An 18231-nucleotide genomic window follows, 5' to 3' on the forward strand; every position below is an offset into this window, starting at 1 on the left:
CGCTCGGCTTTTACTGATTTGCGTTGCGAGACCCAACAGCCAACATGAACACACTTAACGGGACACCAAAATGAACACCACTGCTGATTCCCTGCACCCCCTGGTGCAGCAAGCCATGGCAGCCAGCCAGTCTGGCGACAGCGTTCGCGCTCTGGAGTTGCTGCACCAGGCATCGAGCGCCCAGCCCGATTCGGGCATCCCGCATTTCTTGATGGGGTCGGAGTACGCTTCTCTCAGCCAGTTTGAACAGGCAGAGCTCGCGTTCTCCAACGCTGTGCTGCTCTCGCCCAACATGCCGGTGGCACGCTACCAGCTAGGCTTGCTCCAATACAGCAGTGGGCGCGCACCTGCTGCGCTGGTGACCTGGCAGCCACTGCTTGCCTTGGGCGATGCCAGTCCCCTACCGCACTGGGTGAAGGGCTTCGCGGCACTCGCCCAAGATCAGTTCGACACGGCCAAAGCGTGTTTCGAAGAGGGAGTGCGATTGAACACGGACAACCCACCGATGTCCTCGGACATCAACAAGATCATTGCGGAGATCGAGGCAGTGCAGCGCGCCAACGCGGAGAACACAGGCGCCGTCGCGCAGGCCAGTTCTGACGAGGGAGACAATTCCTCGCACTTCCTCGTCTCGAACTACGGCCGCCAAGGCCCGATACACTGAAGAGTTAGCGGGCGCTTCGTTCGCCATTTCGCCCTAACCCATGACTCGCATTGACGCTGCTGCTGCCTTGAACGCACTGCTCAGGTCTCAACCTGAGGCTGCGATCCGCTCGGGCATTGGTGCGAACAATGCGTCCGCAGCCAACCAGCAGACGCGCCAGGCCAGTGAGCGGGCAAAGAGCGAGGACCTGGCAGCTCAGCAACATGAGTCGCAGTTGCTGCGCCGCGTGCGGGAGCTTTCTGCGAAGGACCCGGAGCGCCGACGCAAGGCGTTCCGGCTTTTTCTTGAATCCGTTCTGCTCAAGCAACTGGGCACCGCTTTGGAAGCGGATCAGGATTTCAGCCGCATTGTGGACAAGGTAGAGCTGCAAATCGAATCTGACCCGGATTTGCGCGAAAGCAGCAGGGTCGCGGCCGACATTCTTATCGAGCGCGCAATTCAGAAGTCTTGATGAAATTTTTTAGGATCAGCGCAGCCCTCAACTTGCGTCTGCGCCCTTATCTACAGAGCCAAAAGCGGATCGCTTGAAAGGGCACAGGGATAGCGATATTGCAGAGGCGGGTCAATTGACCTAACGCTTGGTCTGCCCTGGCACAGCGGGGGCATGTTTTGCCTCAAGCCCGGTCATCTACCACGTTGAAATCAAAGCGGAACTGAACCGCCCCCCTTTCGCAAAGTGTCACTAAGACACGCGTCTCTTGCGGGTTGAGTTCGGTCCCACCATCTGCTACGACAGCCCCGTTGGCAACCGCTAGCGTCTCATCTTTGGAGGTGCTGGTACGGCGGGCGGCCTCCCAACCAAACTGCCCTGGCCGTAGTTTCTGGCGCTGAATCCACGCCGAGATCGCAACAATCGTAAGCGGACGGTGAACCCATCTTGAACCAGTTCTCCAGATAGGGCATCGTGTACACGAAGGAGATCGTGGACACGATGCTAAGAGAGTCGACACTCGAAGTCCCCAAGCGCCGGACATACAGTGCGCAGTTGAAGGCCCAGGTCCTACTGCAGTGCTCCCAGGAAGGTGCGTCGGTTTCCGGCGTAGCGCTCAGCCACAGCCTCAACGCGAACATGGTTCACCGCTGGATCAGGGAAGAGCGCCAGCGCGTTTTGGTCGAAGCGGCCGAAGCATCCGGTCGACAGTTCGTACCGATCCAGTTGCAGGACGCCAGTGTGATCGAAGCCGAGACCTCCACAGCTCCTGTGCAATCTGGGACTACCGGTGCAAGCAGTGCGATCCACATCGAGGTGCGCCGCGGATCTGCTGTCGTATCCATCAACTGGCCCACCGACTGCGCCTCCTCCTGCGGTGTCTGGTTGCGCGACTGGCTTCGATGATCCGCATTGATGCCGCCTGGCTGGCCATCGCCCCGATGGACATGCGCGCAGGCTCCGAGACGGCACTGGCGCGTGTGGTCATCGTCTTCGGAGCGGCACATCCCCACCATGCCTACCTCTTCACCAACAAGCGCGGCAACCGGTTGAAGGTGCTTGTGCACGACGGGATTGGCGTCTGGCTGTGCGCGCGCAGGCTGCACCAGGGCCGCTTCGTATGGCCGACACCCGGGGACAAGCACCAGCTCTCGATCAGTCAGGCCCAGCTGAGTGCCTTGGTCCTCGGCCTTCCATGGCAGCGCCTTGGCGACGACGGCGTCATCGCGCTGGTTTGAGGCGATGCCACCCACCTGGCAATCCGGGCATTCGACAGTTCCTCGCAGGGCTGGTTGGATCCACACTGCCAAGCCATGGTGGTGCAGTTGCAATCCCTGGATGGTCTCAGCGCAGCGCAACTGCGCGAGCTCACCGTCCAGCTCAGTGCAGAGGTCAAGCACAAGCAGGCGTTGATCGACAAGCTCACCCACGAGAACGCACTGCTCAAGCGCATGAAGTTCGCCGCGCAGTCGGAGCGCTTCGATGCAGAGCAGTTCAGCCTGCTCGACGATGCTGTCGCTGAGGATCTGGCGAGTGACGCAGACACCCCGGTGGCGCAGGCCATTGGCCATGGCCTCCGAGCGCAGCCCAAGCGGCATTTGCTCCCGCCCCAGTTGCCACGCCGCGAGGTGTTGCACGAGCCCGAATCGACCGTGTGCCAGTGCGGTTGCCAGATGAAGCGCATTGGCGAAGACATCGCAGAGAAGCTGGACTACGCCCCAGGCGTATTCACAGTGGAGCGCCACATCCGCGGCAAGTGGGCGTGCAGGAAGTGCGAGAGGCTGGTGCAAGCGCCAGTCGCCGCGCATGTCATCGACAAAGGCGTTCCCACGGCTGGCCTCCTCGCGCACATCCTGGTGGCCAAGTTCGCCGATCACTTGCCGCTGTACCGCCAGGAAGCCATTTTCGGCCGCGCAGGCTATGCGGTCCCGCGCTCCACGCTCGCGCAGTGGGTTGGCGCCTGCGGAGTGCAACTGCAGCCTCTCGTTGATGCTCTGCGCGCCGAGGTTCTGGCCTATCCAGTGCTCCACGCCGACGAGACACCTGTGGCGATGCTCAAGCCTGGAGCCGGCAAGACGCACCGCGCCTATCTCTGGGCATATGCACCAGGTGCGTTCGAAGACATCCGAGCGGTGATCTACGACTTCTGTGAGAGCCGAGCTGGAGCGCATGCACGCGCGTTCCTGCAAGGTTGGCAGGGCAGCCTGGTCTGCGATGACTTCTCCGGCTACAAGGCCCTGATGGCCCAGGGCATCACTGAGGTCGGTTGCCTGGCCCACGCCCGGCGCAAGTTCTTCGACCTGCACGCTACGAGCAAGAGTGTCGCAGCCCAGAGTGCCTTGCTGCAGTTCGGCAAGATCTACGAAGTCGAGAGAGACCTGCAGGGGTCAAGCGCCGAGGAGCGACTGGCTCAGCGCCAGGCTCGTTCTAGCCCCATCCTCGACGCGCTTCATTGTTGGATGGTCCAGACGCGACAGAAGGTCGCGGACGGATCCGCCATCTCACGCGCCATCGACTACAGCTTGAAGCGCTGGGAAGCGCTGACGCGCTTCGCATCTGACGGGCGATTGCCGATCGACAACAACCACGTCGAGAACCAGATCCGACCCGTCGCCATCGGCCGCAGCAACTGGCTGTTTGCGGGGAGCTTGCGCGCGGGCCAGCGAGCAGCTGCAATCATGACCCTGATCCAGTCAGCCAAGCTCAACGGACACGACCCATTCGCCTATCTTAAGGACGTTCTGGAGCGGTTGCCGATGCACCCTGCCAGCCGGGTCGAAGATTTGCTGCCGCATCGTTGGCAGCCCGGGTTGCGCTAGTGAGGGGAAAGCGTCAGGCCAAGCGACCTTGCCTGCGCCAAAACTTCCTCATGGCCATCATTGCACTGAGCTTCCTTGAAGAGCTTCCGCTGGCAGGTGCTATTGCTTGACGACAGACCAGGAAAGCCAAGTCGGCTTGACGACGTCCTTGGCGAGGGTCGTTGCACTACTGCGTTCGTAGCCTTCTCGTCGCTCAATCGCGACCACTACAGCCGAGCCTTCATCTCTCACAAAAGACCATGGCCAGCCAGGCTGCAAGGCATCCTCCATCACCAGGTCGGGATGTACGTCTTCGCATCCGGGACGCCGCTTCAGCGCGATCAGTACAGGCGAAAGTTGGGTCGTGTTCATGGCAGAAAAGTAGGCTGCTGGTGAGATCATATCGCTGGGTTGTCAGCGTGCCAGCGTGGCCGAGAGATGTTGAAATCAATACGCCATTTTTGTGCCAAAGATCAACCAATCTTCAATGCTCCCACCGGTGAATCAAGCTCTATCGGAGCTTTAGACTCCACCGATATGACAAACCGCGCCAAGCTGATCCGATCCGGTTTCTCACCAGTCCGCTACGAGGGGCAGGATGGCGAGTTCCTTGCAAAGAAATTGAGGCTCCAGGACATGCCTCGTGCAGCGGCGCAGCTGGTCGATGACGATACGTTCTTCGGCGACATGGAGGTGATCACTGAGGTCACCCCTGACGGGAGGGTTCACTTCCTGATATTGGAAGTGGACTATGTGGAAGGTCCTGTCCCGCTTGACTCACCAGATGCGCAAATGCTGCTCAAGGATGCTGGTCTGATCGACTGAGCCTTTTGCACCAGCGTCAAGGTGAGATTGCCGAGCGCTTACCAACAATCTCCGCGTCAACTTTATTCTCAAGAGATCGAGGAGTCTTAGCCTGGCCAGAAAACTCGTAGCGGTCCTCGCGCAAGACCCATTTGAAAAGCAGGTGCGGCATGGTCAGCGGGGGGCGAAAGAAGTTGGACAGCCGTAACGGCGGGAACTGGACACCGAGGACGACTCTCGTGGCCATGCCTAAGTCGTCGCCGATGAGCAGCTTCACCGAGCCGCCTTCTTGGGTGATACAGGACACTAGCGCGAGCAGCTGGACTTCCGCCATCGGCCGAGGCTGTCGTTGCGCAGGCTACCCTGAGTGGCGGCTTTGCAGCGGGTGTGGCCGGTCGACGTTGTCCACCGAACGACAGCTATCGGCCGCCATGTTGGCGTCCGCAGAGGTGCTAATGTGGCGCAGTTCGGCAGACGAGGATTGCAGCTTTTCGTTTTGGCCAGCCGCTTATCTGCTGCGCTCTGGCTCGATAGCCCAGCTCGGCATGCCGATTGAAAATCCGCGTGTCGATGGTTCTATTCGGTCGAAGCACGCGCGGATCTGTTTGGAGACGAACTGCTTCGATCGGGGAAGATCAGATGTTCAACGCCAGTGGTGCGATGCAAATGTCGCCATGCCTGTGGCTTCGCTCACAATCGCGCCTGGGGCTCATAATCACAACTGGCGCGAAGCGCGGGGGGAACTCCCGCCAAGCGCGAATGGAAAACCTGGAGAATTGATGTCCGGATTTGACGGTACGGGCGGTCCGATATCCCCCGGCGGCAGCTGCGAGGCACTGGTCATCGACACACTGATCGCCTCACCCAAGCCACTGGTTGTCGAGCACCTCAATCCCGGCGACGTCCTTAATGTCAGACTCGCCACGAGCGATGGCGGCGAGACGGTCGTGGAGGTCGTGTTCATGGATCAGCCTGCGGGTGGTCTTGCTTCGCCCGCTATCAGCCGCCTGCGTGAGTGCATCGAGGGCGGAACGCTGTACTCAGCTCGTGTCACTGCCAAGCGCGAAGCCCTCGTTCGTGTGCGCGTGACTGCCGTTCGATAGTGACCGAGGTTGCGAAAATGGACGTGGTGGGCGGTGCCTACGAAGAATGGTGCTTGAGACCATCGTGGCACGAAGTCTTCGGCTCAGCCGGTCGAGCCGCTTCGGCCATCGCTGCCATGGCGGACGACGTCAAGCGCACCCTGCATTGCTACGCCGATGCGCGCACTGCGCCCGTCCTCGAAGCACGCTGCGCGCTCGAAGGCACGCGCCTGGTCGCGACTGCCGTGGCGGCGACCTGCTCTTTCCGCTACACGCACGCTCTCCATCGCCCGGAAGTCGAAGCACCGAGATCGACCTACACCCCCATTGTCGTGAAATCGGAGGCCATCCTGCGCTTCGGCATGCTGGAAGGCGATGCAGTCGTGCACGGCAAGCGCGTTGTCTACGACCCGCAAGGCGGCTTGACCGGTAGCCCGTTCAACTCGAACAGCTCATCCGCAGATGAACTGTTCGTTGTGCTCAACGAACGCGAGGCGCGGGCATCCACGGGACTGGGCGGCGACACGACTCCTTATGAGCTGGCTCACGCAACGCGCGCGCTCCACGCGGCTCGCGGGGTCGTCCTGAAGCGCGGCCCCCTCGGTGCGCTCGTTCTCGATGGCGACGATTGGTCGGAAGTACCTGCATTCCAAACTGATACCGTGTGGAAGATCGGCTCAGGAGATGTCTTTGCTGCCCACTTCGCGTTGGGGTGGGCGACGCAGGGTCGTTCGGCCGCCGACAGCGCGCTCCGCGCCTCGCTGGCGACTGCGGTCTACTGCGATGGGCGCGGGTTCCCCACACCCGCAATGCTTGATGCCTTTCCGGCAAAGCCTGTCCAAGCATCCGAGCGCTGGAAAGCTGGAAGGCGGCCTCGCGTCTACCTGGCCAGCCCAATATTCACGCTCGCACAGTTGTGGCTCGTCGAACAGGCTCGTGAAAGCCTGAGGGGGTTTGGGCTGGACGTGTTTTCGCCGTACCACGACGTCGGCTACGGGAGCGCCGACGATGTCGTGCAGCTCGACCTTGAGGGCATTCACATTTCAGACCTTGTATTTGCCATCGGAGATGGGCTGGACTCTGGCACCGTTTACGAGATCGGATACGCGCGCGCGCAGAAAAAGCCTGTCGTGGTCTATTGCGAGAACGAGTTGAGCGAAGATCTGAAGATGTTCGAAGGCTCTAACTGCGTGCTCTGCAAGGACTACGTGACATCCATCTACTGCGCGCTGTGGACGGCGATGGTCCTATGAAGACGGCGCTCCTCCTGTCAGGTGGCATGGACTCGATCGCAATTGCCTGGTGGAAGCGTCCGAGCTTGGCCATTACCATCGACTACGGTCAGTTGCCAGCCCGAGCGGAGATAACAGCCGCCACGGCGGTTGCCCAACGCCTCGGCATGGCCCACCATGTCGTCAAGGTCGACTGTCGGTCGCTCGGCTCCGGGGACATGGCGGGCGGGACCGCGAACGAACACGCTCCGGCCAGTGACTGGTGGCCGTATCGCAACCAGATGCTGGTGACTTTCGCGGCGATGAAAGCGATCAGCCTGGGCGTTGAAAAGTTGTACATCGGTTCCGTCCTCTCGGACGGCTTTCATCGCGATGGCACGCCTGCGTTCGTGGAGACATTGAGCGACCTGTTAGCGCTTCAGGAAGGGGGCATGACCGTCTCGGCGCCGGCGATCGAGTTAAGTACTCTTGAGCTGATACGCCTCTCCGGAGTCCCGGACACGGAGCTGGCGTTGGCGCACAGCTGCCACAAGTCCGACGTTCCGTGCGGTAACTGCCGCGGGTGCAACAAGTACTTCAAAATTCTCGAGGATCTGAACGATGGAATGGCCGGACCTCAAGAACCCACGCCCACGGTCTGAGCCCAAGCCATATAGGCCTGTCGTCTGGCCGGAGGTGCAGTTCGTCCCGCTGCCCGAGGGCTCGATCCCAGACACGCCACCCTTTGCCTCAGTCGTTGAGGCACGCAGAACTCGATATTCGTTTGCTCCTCTTTTGGATGACCAACTGGGTGCGCTCATGCAGTTCACATGCCGAGTCAGAGCCGCGCTTGCAGGACCGCTGGCGTTCGCCCAGTCCCACCGGCCCGCGCCTTCAGCAGGTGCCATTCACCCGGTTCACGTGGTGGTGCACCGACCGGGCGATGCAGCACTGTGTCGCTACGACCCTTTCGAACATGGGCTGAGCAAGCTTGACACATCTCTCAAGCCGTCGGCCCTGCGCACGGCCATGCACGAAGTCCTAGACGCTCCTGCCGGCACGCTGCTACTCTTCGTGGCCGAACCCGGTTTGACTGCATCGAAGTACGAGGACGCCGCAAGCTTGGTGTGGCGCGATGCCGGCGTCCTCTTGGGAATGTTTTCAATGGCTGCGGAAGCGTTGTCGCTGAACTTCTCGCCGATGGGCGTCACCGGCGAGCCGTGGGCGAGTCAACTGATTCCGGGCGCGTCACTTGTAGGCGTCGGCGCAGCCTTCGTGGGCGCGCGCGCTTAGCGTCAGATCGTCGCTACTCGGCTGACCTGGTGCGACGGCGCCGTCAACTTCACGTCTTCTTCCGTCGAGGGAAAAGTGCATTCCAAGGCTGCCCGTCAACCTCCCCGTCCATCCAGAGCGCTGTGAGTGTCTGGGTGGGAGTGTTGAACGGTGTCACCAGCAGCAATCCTCGATTGCCGTACCCGAGTAATCGTTTCTCAAGCTTTTTCTTATCGAGCGGTCGAGCGCGCGGTTGAGACATCACCAACTGTCGACCAATGTCTTCGCAGCGAGCCAAGAATGAAGTGACGGCCTCTGGCGCTATGCCTCCACCCTGCGTCAGAACCTCAGAAGCGAAGGGGAGTTGCTCATCTCTTAGCGAGGCAAAGACGGTAGCGTTCAACCCAAGCTTCGGGAGTATCTCGCGAATCTTTTCAAGACCGGAGTTCCAGCCGGCGACAAACAGGAGGGCAATGGGAACAGCACGCACCGCGTCCGCCTGGTCTGTTGGAAGTCTCTCACGCTCCTCGTCGAGGTCACTGCGAAGGTCGTCACGGCCCATCATTGCGGCGAGAACATCGCTGGCTTGACTACCAGACCCGGTGAGGTCGTCGACAAAGATGATTGGTCGACCTGCGCCGCGAGTGACGTAGTGCTCAAGGCTACCCAACTCAGAGACCAGCCCTGCAGTCCGCGCGTCCCCTGCGAAATACGCCTGGACACTGCCACTGTCCTTTGCCTCTCCGAAGGGGGTGACCCAAGCGTTCTTGAAGCCCGGATTTTCCTCAAGAAAGACCGTGAGCGCCTTGAAGAGGTCATCACGGTCAAGCATCTTGACGTGAGCGAGCAGGCGAACAGCGCAGGTTACGTAACTATCGTCGTCGAACTGTCGCAGCCAGTCTCTGGTATCGGTTGCAACTATGCGAGCGCGTCGAATGCTGTTTTCCGAGGCAGGCGCCAAGTATTTTGTTCGCAGGTCGTAAAAGGATGTCAGCTGCCGGGGCAGTTCTGGCCGCTTCAGCCGCGCAGGCATTGGACGAATGTCATAGGGCGTCCGGTCCCAGTAGCCCCTCGTCCAAAGATCTCTCTTGAGGGTTTCGATCTTCCTCGAATCCCGCTTACTCGCCTCGATTGAACTCTCGGGCAGCCTGACTTCGTATTCAACGCGGGCGACCCGCTCGAAGGCGACGAACACTGCGTCAGCGATCTCCGGCGGGCAAAAGACGTGGTCGCGAGGCTGGCCTGCGTTGTAATGATCGAGCCAGCTTCCGCGAGCGGATAGTAACTCCGAGAACTGGTAAGACTTTTGAGACGACCGAATGATGTATGCACGCCCTACTTCGGTCTCACTGGAAGTAGCCTCAAGCGACCTAGCGGACACAAGCGAGTCAAGCGCAAGACGGCTCCATCTTCCCGCTTCGATGAGCTCAAGGACGCGATGCGTCTCCGCACGAACCTTCCCCATCAGAACCGGCCCCCGCTCGACGTGCCTCAGATCGTCGCGAATAAACTCCAGCTCTGTGGATGCCTCCCGTCCCATGTCGAGCGCTGAGCTCCACTCGGGAAATTGAAAGGCGCGCACCCAAAGACGGCGCTCGCGCAAAGCTGTCAGCAGCTCAGCGGCAGCACCGATCCGCTGATTGGATTCCGTCGCATCAGCTCTCACCGCTAGTTCTTGGGCCAGGCCTGCGGCGCTCTTTCCGAGAAGCGCATCGTCCGACGATGAGAAGAGAAGTCTGAGCACGGCTGAAGCACTGGCGCCGGCGACGAGGGACTCGATAGCAGACCGCAGCATCTGCTCAACCGCGAGCACCTTTGGGTGTTGATAGACCTTGGACGTTGCCAGCATGCGCGCCAGCTGCAGCTCGTCCAGCACGGCGGCCGCAGAAGCCTTTACGCCAAACAGCCAGGTGTCGTCTTTGGCGCCGCCATCAGAGATGGCCGTGAGAATCGCATCGGGCATCTCCTCGAGGTGCATTCGCCGCACTTCGAGCTTCTGCAGCAACCGCTGCTCGTCCATCAACGTGGGCAAGCCGGCGAATCGTGCGTCGCGCAAAAGCGCATCAATGCACTCGGCATCGAACGGGCCCGAGACGATTTCGTGAACCAAAGGAAGGCGGTCATCAATTCTTCGTCCGATGATGGCGAACGATACGTACTTCACGAGGCTTCCCACGCGGTCAGCGATCGTTCCGCCGAGTCCAACTAACGTCGAACCCTCTCGGTCAAGAAGCAGCTCGAGCAACACACGTAGAGCTTCAGATTTGGCTAGAAGGTAGCCCACGACCTGAACAAGCGAGACATCCTCACTGGCAGTATCTGTCTCTGCACGCAAAGCTAGGGAGAAAGCTTTGGGGATGGCTGCAAATTCAGGCAACTCGGAGAGCACGCCTTCAGAAACCTGAGAGAACGCCATCTGAGCGGCTTCCCGCAAAATCATGGCCAGACGCAGTACCTGCTCTGTCGAATCTGAGATGGGAGGAGACTCAGAACCTGTCAACGATCCTTTCGCCGACTGATTGAAGGCGATGACCATTGACCGGACTACGGCCATCGCGCCAAGCAGATGCTCGAAGCGAGTGTGAACTGACCCGGGGTAGACCCAGTGCGCTGCGCCCCGTTGCCGTATGTAGCGTAGGCGCTGCAGAAGTGGCGAGTCGAGCAGAGCCACTTCCATTCGAGAAAACGAAACGGTTCCCCACAGCGCGTCGTTGACGTCTTTCCCGCGCAACACGGGAGACGATTGGAGCTTGACCGTGTAGGCCTCGAGTTGCTGCTTCGCCAGTTCTTCGATAAGCGCTTTGAGAGCGTCAAGCGTCAAAGGGGCAGTCATGTCAGGAGGCGGCTGGCGCGCTCGAACGCAACGGAAAACGCTCGCTGATGACTCGCTCAAGGAACCCAGTATCAATCGAAGATTTCGTCAAGAATCGACCGGCCAATTCAGGCGGCATCTTCACCAGATACTTCACGCCTCGCTTCCCTTGCTCAGGCTGAAGGAACCCACGATCACGCGCCCAGACGATGGCTCTGCGCAGCTTCGCTGAGTTCCCATGTAGAGGATCAGTGAAGAACGTGAAATTCGAACTGACGCCCATGGCCGCTTCTCGATGTGCGAGGTCCTCGTATGCCTCTTGAAAACTTTGATCTAGTTCGCTGTCAAGCAGCTCCGCGTGGGGGTCACGCAACTTCAGCGTCGCAAGAATGAGCGTGACGAACTCGTCAGAGGTAACGATGCGGGTCATCTAGGCTGCTCTCAGGGTATTCTCGATTATTGCACGCCGCCCTTGGTGGTCAGCACAGGCCCGCCTCCAGCTCGAGTCATACCAACGCGGTCTACGCGCCCGAACTAGTCTTGCGCTACGCTGAATTTCTGGCTAGTCTCCTCGGCGATACAAACGACTCAGGGAGAGCGCGATGTCGGGACGAGATAGCCCCAGCACAGGAAATGGCAACAGCGGTCCTGGCTACAGCTCGCCGTGCGACACCCTGAGGTTCGACCTCCAGCTCAGCAGTCCGCAGGCTGCTGTGGTGGCAACCCTGAATGTCAATGACGTACTTCTCATTGCCGTGGTTCAGATGAACGGCCAGGTGGTTGTCCAAGTTCTGAGTAACGGCCAGCCCGCCGGCGGCCTCACCGGCCCTGAGGCTACCCAGCTTCGGAACTGCATCGGACAGGGCCATGACTACACCGCCAGAGTTCTCCAGATCGTCAGCGGCCAAGTCAGGGTGCGAGTCGAGCACGCCTGATGACCATTCACGTTGTCGGCGGTGTCTACCGCGAATACTGCGTTCATCCTCGGTGGTACGACGTTTTCGGCTCTGCCGGACGTGCAGCGCTGGCTATTGCGACCACCGGAACCTCCGTGGTTCTGCACTCGTACACCACTGAGGTGACGCTGGGTGTCATCAATGAGAAGTCTGCGTGGCTGGATAGCTTCGCCGTCGCGCCGACGAGCATCGACAGTGATGTGTCCTTCAAGTACCTCCATGACATGGCCGTGCCGGAGATCGTCGGCGTACCCGACACGCCTCACGAGCCAATCCGCCTGACCGAAGAGAAGGTGGTGCGCTTCGGGATGCTGGAGGGAGACGCCGTCGTCCATGCCACCTGGGCCGTCTATGACCCCCAGAACGCTCAGGGGGCGACACCATTCGGTGCCAACGGCTCGACGGCAACCCACCTTGCACTCGTCCTGAACCTGTGGGAGGCCTCACAACTGGCGAACATGCCCGGAGCTTCACCAGAGGGCATCGCGCCCGTCCTGGCGGCTCAGGAGAAGGCGGAGGTGGTCATCATCAAGATGGGGCCGCGCGGCGCATTCGTCTGGACGGCCGCTGGCGTCGCCCAGGTGCCGGCATACCGGACGAAGCGCGTCTGGAAAATCGGCTCAGGAGACTGCTTCGTCGCCCACTTCGCCAACGGGTGGATGCATGAAGGCTTGAACGCGGCGCAGGCAGCGGACATCGCGTCCCGTGCGACCGCTTACTATTGTGAAACTCGGGGCCTGCCGACGAAGGAGAACCTCGCGGCATACGAAATCCGGCCAGTTGAGCTTTCAGCCGCCCATTTGGCCGGTAAGCAGCGGCAGGTCTATCTGGCGGGGCCGTTCTTCGATCTCATGCAGATTTGGATGATCGAACAGGCGCAGGCAAACCTGAAAGGCCTTGGGCTCAAGGTCTTCTCGCCGTACCACGACGTTGGTCTCGGGTCGGCTAACGACGTAGTCGGCAAGGACTTGGAAGCCATCGTGGACTCGGACATCGTGTTCGCAATCACTGACGGGCTCGATGCGGGCACCGTCTACGAGATCGGCTACGCCCGCGCATTAGGTAAGCCCGTCGTCGTCTACAGCGAACGCCAGAGCACCGAGCACCTGAAGATGATGGAAGGGTCGGCCTGCACCATCTGCACTGACTACACCACAGCGCTGTATTCAACCCTCTGGGAAGCGGTGAAGCTATGAAAGACGCCCTTCTGCTGTCCGGCGGCATGGACTCCCTCGCCATCGCCTGGTGGAAGCGTCCGGAACTCGCCATCACCCTCGACTACGGCCAGCTGGCCGCAGAGGCCGAGAAGCACGCCTCCGCGCAGGTGTGCAAGGAGTTGGGCATTCGACACGAAATCGTTTCGGTCGACTGTAGTTCGCTCGGCTCCGGCGACATGGCCGGCGCACCTCCTGACGCGGCCGCGCAGACCTCCGACTGGTGGCCGTACCGCAATCAGCTGCTCATCACCTTGGCAAGCATGCGCGCCATTTCGCGAGGAATGCAGATCCTCTACATCGGGACGGTCCACTCCGACGGTGAGAGCCACATTGATGGAACACCGGAATTCGTCCAGAAGATCGACGAGCTGATGGCCTACCAGGAAGGTCATCTGAGGGTGGTCGCCCCGGCCATCGGCATGTCCACGGCCGAACTCATTCGCTCGACTGGAGTTCCCGCTGGCCTGCTCGCCTGGTCGCACAGCTGCCACAAGGCCAACATCGCCTGCGGAAACTGTCGCGGCTGCAACAAGTACGTCGAGACCTATCTGGAGCTTGGCCCCGAGTACTCTGGCCGCAGCTAGTCGCGTGCGCGATCGCAAGACCGCATGCGAAGTGGCGCACTACGAGTCAAGCGTTCTTTACCGCGCTAGCGCCAGCTCGGTCTGCACGTGCTTCCGAGTTCTCTCGCGGCCCTCGTCGTCGCTTCCGCGAAGGTGCTCAATGAGGTGCCGCACCGTCAGAGGTGAGGAAGCCATCTCCCACCAGATGACTGCATCAAGCTCTGACGCGCGTACGTCCAGCGATGTGCTCAGGCTGAGGAAGCGCGTCTCCAGTTGGGCGTAGTGGCGCTCGACCGTCAGGTTCTTCGGGAACAGGCCGATGACCTGGCCGACGCGCATGACGTGGATGTCGAGGATGGCAACGTCATCCGCGTCCAGCCAGTTTCGCGCAATCCAAGACGCTGTCTTGTGGCCAATGCCCGGAACGGCCAAGAGCCAGTCGCGCAGTTGCCGGCCTGCCTCGAACTTCGGCGCTGCGTGAGCGAGCGGCAGCGCCGCTGCCAAATATCGTGCCTTTTGAGCAGCGAACCGATACCGGATAGATCTGCCGTCAACATCGAGCGGCTCCTTCAGAAGCGCTTCGAGTTCGGCCTCGCTCACGGGAGTGCCCGACAGGACGCCTCGTTCGCGCATGCGGTCGTACGCAGCCAGGCCGACAGTAGCCGGTATGCCATGACCACCCAGAAGGCACGCAGCCACTTCTTCGGCCAACGTGCGGCCGAGCCGGTAGCCTGCAGGCTTGCCCGCCAAGCGGCGAGCAACTACCTGGTAGGCCCAGTACGCCGGCGTCGGGAAGGCATCAACGGAACCCCATCGAACCCCGTCCATGAGCTCGACTTCCGCGCTTGGCAGCTCGACCTGGATTGAGCCTGTGCGGGTAAGGATTGCGGCGGTCTGCATCATGGCGAGGGACTCCTATGGGTCATCGGGTACGTCTCGTGTAGCCACTGCATGAGCGCCGCTCGTTCGACGATGTCCATGCGTGCAATGCGTTCCTGTAACCGGTCCATCCGTCGGCGAACGGTCTGTCGCTCGCGAAAGTCGGCGCCGACGTATCGGCTGTCATGTAGTTGCTTGGGCGGTTCGAAGTTGAACCACAAGGTCTCGGTCCGAACATCGACGTGAGTTTTCGCCTCGAATGTCTTGGTTCGCCAGTCGCCTAGAATTCTCGCGTAGACGGGGTTAGCGTAGCCCGACAAGATGACCATGCACGGCAGGTCGCGCAGCAAAACGGCGAGCCGCTCATGGTCGTCTTCGGTGTAGTCCAGTCGATAGACGCGTTCTTGACGTCTCGTCGCCGGGTGGTACGGCGGATCGACATAGACAAGCTCGTCTCCTTGGAACGGATAGCTGGCGAGAAAGTCTTCGGCACGCGTGCACACCACCTCTACACCCGCAAGTGGCTCAGCCGCCCATGCCGCAAAAGCTCTCGGGTCAGCCTCGATGCCGATGTTCTTCGCGGCCGCGAGCTTGTGGCGCATGACAGCGCCTCCGCCCAGGTGTGACTCTATATAGACGTGGTGCACGGGCATCAAATTGATGATGTGCTGGTACGTCTTTCCTTTGCCACCTGGGTATCGCATGGGGCCGAAGCATCGTCATTTCTGACGATCTTGTCAATGGGCCCTCCGCTGTAGATCGCCTCGTGTGGACTATCGGTTGACACTGAAACATGGGTCGATCCTCGCGGGCATGCTTCGTCGTCGAGCGGCTCTGCGGCTGACGTAGATCCCGGGCTTCTTATGAACGGGCGACGGGTCCTGCCGTCAGGCTGCCATCACCGTCCGATGACTGCACAAATTGTCTTCCCCTCTAACCCTCGGGCGCTCCCCGCTGGACGACACGGTGTCGATGATGGTCTGAGATCAAGTAGACGGGCAGCAACGACGCGCTTCACTGACCCGACTTTCCAGGGATGACACGACAGAGGCGTCGTGCTTCAGAAGGCGCCCAACGTCCACTGTTGATCGATGCGGTCGGTCGTGGATGGGTGTATCAGCGACAGCTCACAGCCTAAAGCGGTCGTTGACTTTCACTTCCCAAACGGCAGCTTCTGACCGATTGCCGAAGTCTAGGCGACCGCTCCGGCTGTTCCTCAGCGAAGAGTGCAGGCAATCTGCGGACCTCCGACCGCGGTGTCGAACTCGGTGACCACGGTGCCGAACCGGCTGTCCAGGAGATTCGAAATACGCAGCGCCTGAATCTTAGGTATTTGCACAGATCCCTTCACGCGATGGCTATGTCGCCACTCGGCCCTAGCCCAAGCTGCTCCCGCCTGGCGCTTGGTGGTCTGCGATCTTTCGCTGTGGCGTTGGTCTCTCCAGCAGTGTGCCCGCACGCACGCAAGGCGTGCACGGCGAGGATTCCAGGTCACGCTCCTGCACCGCGTCGCTCCATGCAGGCTGATGGGGGAGGCTTTGCACTATCTGCACGGGCAGTGGCCCGAACTGGTATCTGATTTCTACCTCAGCGCCGCTACAACGCCGCGAAAGCAACCGGTGGCAACCGAACGTCCCCAGGTTGGGGGCATACGGTCGGCGGAGCGCTGAGACATGCCGCAATGGTCTGCGGCAGCGCGCTGCGGGTCTTGTACCCGCATCCACTATTTCAGCTGGCTTTAACTGAAAATCAAGTTTCACTTATGGAGCGTCTATGTCCACTTCTCCGGATCTGCGGTACTTCGGTCTCAGGCCGATGGTTCTCTCGACTGAGCCTGCATCTAGCACTTCAGATCTCTCACAGGCTTTCTCCGATGTTCGCAACCTGTTTACGGAGGCATTGAAGGCAATTCCGGCCCCGGACAGATACAGAGCTCCGTATGCATTCATTTGCGGACTTTGCCTGTGGTTACGAGCGCTGGAGAGCTGTCGGGCAACTGTGTGGCTTCTTGAAATGAGAATGTGCGGCGCAGGAGCTTCCACGATGCGAACTGCGCTGGAATGCCTCTTCTGCGCGGGTGCAGTATGGAACAAGCCCGAGCGGGTGAAGTGGTGGGTGAACAAGCAGGAGGTGGACACGCACAAGCAGACCTCAGAGATCAAGAGGTCCCCGGAATACGCGTTGCTCAATGACCAGCAACGAGCCGCCGTGGACCGGTTATCGGCGCAGCCACGTCCTGAGGAAACACTCGATGCACAACGTGCCGCTTCGGACGCGGGTCTGAGTTGGCTGTACACCCATGGGTACAGAAGCCTCGGCGCACTTGGCGCACATGCCAGCGCACGGAGTCTCAATTGCCACTTCTCTGACTTGGCTGGTCTGTCAGTCTTAAGCTACGCGCCTGACTTGGAACCTGTGGATCACATGCTCAACCTAATGCAGGTGTGCCTTGAAACTGGCACCAAGATGCTGCTGGATCAACTCAGCGACCCGAGCGTTCTACAACCCATTCCAAGGTGATGGCCCGGATCTCGTGATCGTCCGCCTGGCTGACGCCTAGGTATGGCCGGCCCGGCATGGTGATCGTGCTTGCCAATGTTGACTGTGCGCTCGGCGGCGCCTTTAGCTCCGCGCTCGGCAAACAGCTTGCGCCCGGCCTCGGTCTTGAAGCACTCTGTGAATTGGCGCGCGGGCATGTCGATATCTCCGCCCAGCTGGTGGATGCCCACATAGGCTAGATTGGCCCCCACCTCGACCGTAAGCGTGGCCTCGCAGCTCATTGATCCCACACACCTGGACACTTCGAACTGCTGTATCACGCGTTCCACGAGAGCTGACACCCGTAATGGCGGATGTGGAGGTCGCGCACTGGTTCGCTTCGCCAAACGATTGGCTTGAACGCGCATGTCCAGCTGAGGCTCTGCTTGCCCAATCGCCCGAAGTTGTTCAGGCTGCACGTGTACAGCGCTTTTTGCACTCTATCTGACGCACATTCCCCGTGGATCTCTACGGTGTCAGGCGGTCCGCTGAATGCGGGAACCCATTGCAAACATACGCTTAGCGCTGGAGCCTGCCACCGGCCGAGAGGCTCCCGTACCCAGCGCGCAGAACATCTCAGGCCTTTGGTTCCAGCGGAAGCTCGCTGGTTGGACCGTTCTTGAGCAGTTCCAACGCGAGGGCATCGGTGGGATGGATCTCGCGGATAACCCCATTGACCATGCCGGTCACGGGAATTCCAGCACGAAGGTTCTCCCTCACCGCCTCGCGAGTGGCACGTCGCACGAGGCTTGAGAACTCATCAACAGTCATGCCGAAGATGATGGGGCCGGTTTCAGACATGGGGTGCAGACTATGAGGGTTTGGTAGTCAGGTCAAGGGTCTGCTTGTGATATCAAGGAATCGCACTTAGCGTTGATGGTCGCGCGACCAAACCCAGTGACTTCCCGCACAACTGCAGAGCCATGATGTCCTATTGGAACCAGTTAATCTAGCCCGCTGGCTGCACTGGCATTGCAAGACCGTCTTCCGCTTCAACCCCGGTCA

Annotated in this window: 21 protein-coding genes; 15 read left to right on the forward strand and 6 right to left on the reverse strand. The window is 60.4% G+C overall.

Annotation, left to right across the window (positions count from 1 at the left end):
• Window positions 1-70 precede the first annotated feature (70 nt).
• From VGO04_RS09585 to VGO04_RS09610, 6 genes are all read left to right on the forward strand, one after another.
• The gene (locus tag VGO04_RS09585; RefSeq protein WP_327495711.1) at window positions 71-664 is read left to right on the forward strand and encodes a tetratricopeptide repeat protein; all 594 of its coding nucleotides are present in this window, start codon (window positions 71-73) and stop codon (window positions 662-664) included.
• 40 nt (window positions 665-704) lie between these two features.
• Entirely contained in the window at window positions 705-1115 is a 411-nt protein-coding gene (locus tag VGO04_RS09590) for a hypothetical protein (RefSeq protein WP_327495712.1), read from the forward strand.
• Window positions 1116-1568: 453 nt separating this feature from the next.
• Window positions 1569-2000, forward strand: a complete 432-nt coding sequence (tnpA, locus tag VGO04_RS09595; RefSeq protein ID WP_327495713.1) for an IS66-like element accessory protein TnpA — start codon at window positions 1569-1571, stop codon at window positions 1998-2000.
• Entirely contained in the window at window positions 1997-2332 is a 336-nt protein-coding gene (gene tnpB, locus VGO04_RS09600; RefSeq protein ID WP_327495714.1) for an IS66 family insertion sequence element accessory protein TnpB, read from the forward strand. Before tnpA ends, tnpB begins: the two co-directional genes overlap by 4 nt.
• Window positions 2333-2407: 75 nt before the next feature.
• Window positions 2408-3913, forward strand: a complete 1506-nt coding sequence (gene tnpC, locus VGO04_RS09605) for an IS66 family transposase (RefSeq protein ID WP_327495715.1) — start codon at window positions 2408-2410, stop codon at window positions 3911-3913.
• Window positions 3914-4330: 417 nt separating this feature from the next.
• Window positions 4331-4717 carry a hypothetical protein gene (locus VGO04_RS09610; RefSeq protein WP_327495716.1) on the forward strand — a complete coding sequence of 129 codons (387 nt, stop codon included), beginning with the start codon at window positions 4331-4333 and terminating at the stop codon, window positions 4715-4717.
• A 16-nt stretch (window positions 4718-4733) separates the two neighbouring features.
• Here the strand turns inward: VGO04_RS09610 and VGO04_RS09615 are convergent, their stop codons facing one another.
• A complete protein-coding gene (locus VGO04_RS09615; RefSeq protein WP_327495717.1) occupies window positions 4734-4973 on the reverse strand; it encodes a hypothetical protein in 240 nt (79 codons plus the stop codon).
• A 178-nt stretch (window positions 4974-5151) separates the two neighbouring features.
• Between VGO04_RS09615 and VGO04_RS09620 the strand changes: the two genes are divergently transcribed.
• The 4 genes from VGO04_RS09620 (at window position 5152) to VGO04_RS09635 (ending at window position 8282) form a co-directional block, all read left to right on the forward strand.
• On the forward strand, window positions 5152-5799 hold the full coding sequence (locus VGO04_RS09620) for a hypothetical protein (RefSeq protein ID WP_327495718.1): 648 nt from the start codon (window positions 5152-5154) through the stop codon (window positions 5797-5799).
• A 17-nt stretch (window positions 5800-5816) separates the two neighbouring features.
• Window positions 5817-7031, forward strand: coding sequence for a PfkB family carbohydrate kinase (locus VGO04_RS09625; RefSeq protein ID WP_327495719.1), 1215 nt, complete (start codon window positions 5817-5819; stop codon window positions 7029-7031).
• Window positions 7028-7651, forward strand: a complete 624-nt coding sequence (locus VGO04_RS09630; RefSeq protein ID WP_327495720.1) for a 7-cyano-7-deazaguanine synthase — start codon at window positions 7028-7030, stop codon at window positions 7649-7651. Before VGO04_RS09625 ends, VGO04_RS09630 begins: the two co-directional genes overlap by 4 nt.
• Before the next feature lie 157 nt (window positions 7652-7808).
• The gene (locus VGO04_RS09635; RefSeq protein WP_327495721.1) at window positions 7809-8282 is read left to right on the forward strand and encodes a hypothetical protein; all 474 of its coding nucleotides are present in this window, start codon (window positions 7809-7811) and stop codon (window positions 8280-8282) included.
• A gap of 49 nt (window positions 8283-8331) precedes the next feature.
• Here VGO04_RS09635 and VGO04_RS09640 read toward each other — a convergent pair whose 3' ends face one another.
• Both VGO04_RS09640 and VGO04_RS09645 read right to left on the reverse strand, forming a co-directional pair.
• Complete coding sequence (locus VGO04_RS09640; RefSeq protein ID WP_327495722.1) at window positions 8332-11082, reverse strand: phosphoribosyltransferase-like protein; 2751 nt, start codon at window positions 11080-11082, stop codon at window positions 8332-8334.
• Window positions 11083-11095: 13 nt separating this feature from the next.
• The gene (locus tag VGO04_RS09645; protein WP_327495723.1) at window positions 11096-11503 is read right to left on the reverse strand and encodes a hypothetical protein; all 408 of its coding nucleotides are present in this window, start codon (window positions 11501-11503) and stop codon (window positions 11096-11098) included.
• A 172-nt stretch (window positions 11504-11675) separates the two neighbouring features.
• Here VGO04_RS09645 and VGO04_RS09650 point away from each other — a divergent pair, with 172 nt between their 5' ends.
• The 3 genes from VGO04_RS09650 to VGO04_RS09660 are packed head-to-tail and all read left to right on the forward strand — an operon-like array spanning window position 11676 to window position 13830.
• Window positions 11676-12008, forward strand: coding sequence for a hypothetical protein (locus VGO04_RS09650; RefSeq protein WP_327495724.1), 333 nt, complete (start codon window positions 11676-11678; stop codon window positions 12006-12008).
• Window positions 12008-13225 carry a PfkB family carbohydrate kinase gene (locus VGO04_RS09655; RefSeq protein WP_327495725.1) on the forward strand — a complete coding sequence of 406 codons (1218 nt, stop codon included), beginning with the start codon at window positions 12008-12010 and terminating at the stop codon, window positions 13223-13225. The genes VGO04_RS09650 and VGO04_RS09655 overlap by 1 nt, the downstream gene beginning before the upstream one ends.
• Window positions 13222-13830, forward strand: a complete 609-nt coding sequence (locus VGO04_RS09660) for a 7-cyano-7-deazaguanine synthase (protein WP_327495726.1) — start codon at window positions 13222-13224, stop codon at window positions 13828-13830. The genes VGO04_RS09655 and VGO04_RS09660 overlap by 4 nt, the downstream gene beginning before the upstream one ends.
• 57 nt (window positions 13831-13887) lie before the next feature.
• Here the strand turns inward: VGO04_RS09660 and VGO04_RS09665 are convergent, their stop codons facing one another.
• Both VGO04_RS09665 and VGO04_RS09670 read right to left on the reverse strand, forming a co-directional pair.
• The gene (locus tag VGO04_RS09665; RefSeq protein ID WP_327495727.1) at window positions 13888-14712 is read right to left on the reverse strand and encodes a hypothetical protein; all 825 of its coding nucleotides are present in this window, start codon (window positions 14710-14712) and stop codon (window positions 13888-13890) included.
• Window positions 14709-15290 carry a DNA adenine methylase gene (locus VGO04_RS09670; RefSeq protein ID WP_327495728.1) on the reverse strand — a complete coding sequence of 194 codons (582 nt, stop codon included), beginning with the start codon at window positions 15288-15290 and terminating at the stop codon, window positions 14709-14711. The genes VGO04_RS09665 and VGO04_RS09670 overlap by 4 nt, the downstream gene beginning before the upstream one ends.
• Window positions 15291-16503: 1213 nt before the next feature.
• On the opposite strand from VGO04_RS09670, the gene VGO04_RS09675 reads away from it, so the two are divergent.
• Both VGO04_RS09675 and VGO04_RS09680 read left to right on the forward strand, forming a co-directional pair.
• The gene (locus tag VGO04_RS09675; RefSeq protein ID WP_327495733.1) at window positions 16504-17208 is read left to right on the forward strand and encodes a DUF5677 domain-containing protein; all 705 of its coding nucleotides are present in this window, start codon (window positions 16504-16506) and stop codon (window positions 17206-17208) included.
• 56 nt (window positions 17209-17264) lie between these two features.
• Window positions 17265-17426: a hypothetical protein gene (locus VGO04_RS09680; protein ID WP_327495729.1), complete on the forward strand. Its 162-nt coding sequence runs from the start codon at window positions 17265-17267 to the stop codon at window positions 17424-17426.
• Window positions 17427-17802: 376 nt separating this feature from the next.
• On the opposite strand, the gene VGO04_RS09685 is transcribed toward VGO04_RS09680, so the two are convergent.
• Entirely contained in the window at window positions 17803-18027 is a 225-nt protein-coding gene (locus VGO04_RS09685) for a hypothetical protein (RefSeq protein WP_327495730.1), read from the reverse strand.
• Window positions 18028-18231 lie beyond the last annotated feature (204 nt).

The organism is Ensifer sp., from assembly GCF_035999185.1.
Classification (GTDB): Bacteria; Pseudomonadota; Alphaproteobacteria; order Rhizobiales; family Rhizobiaceae; genus Ensifer.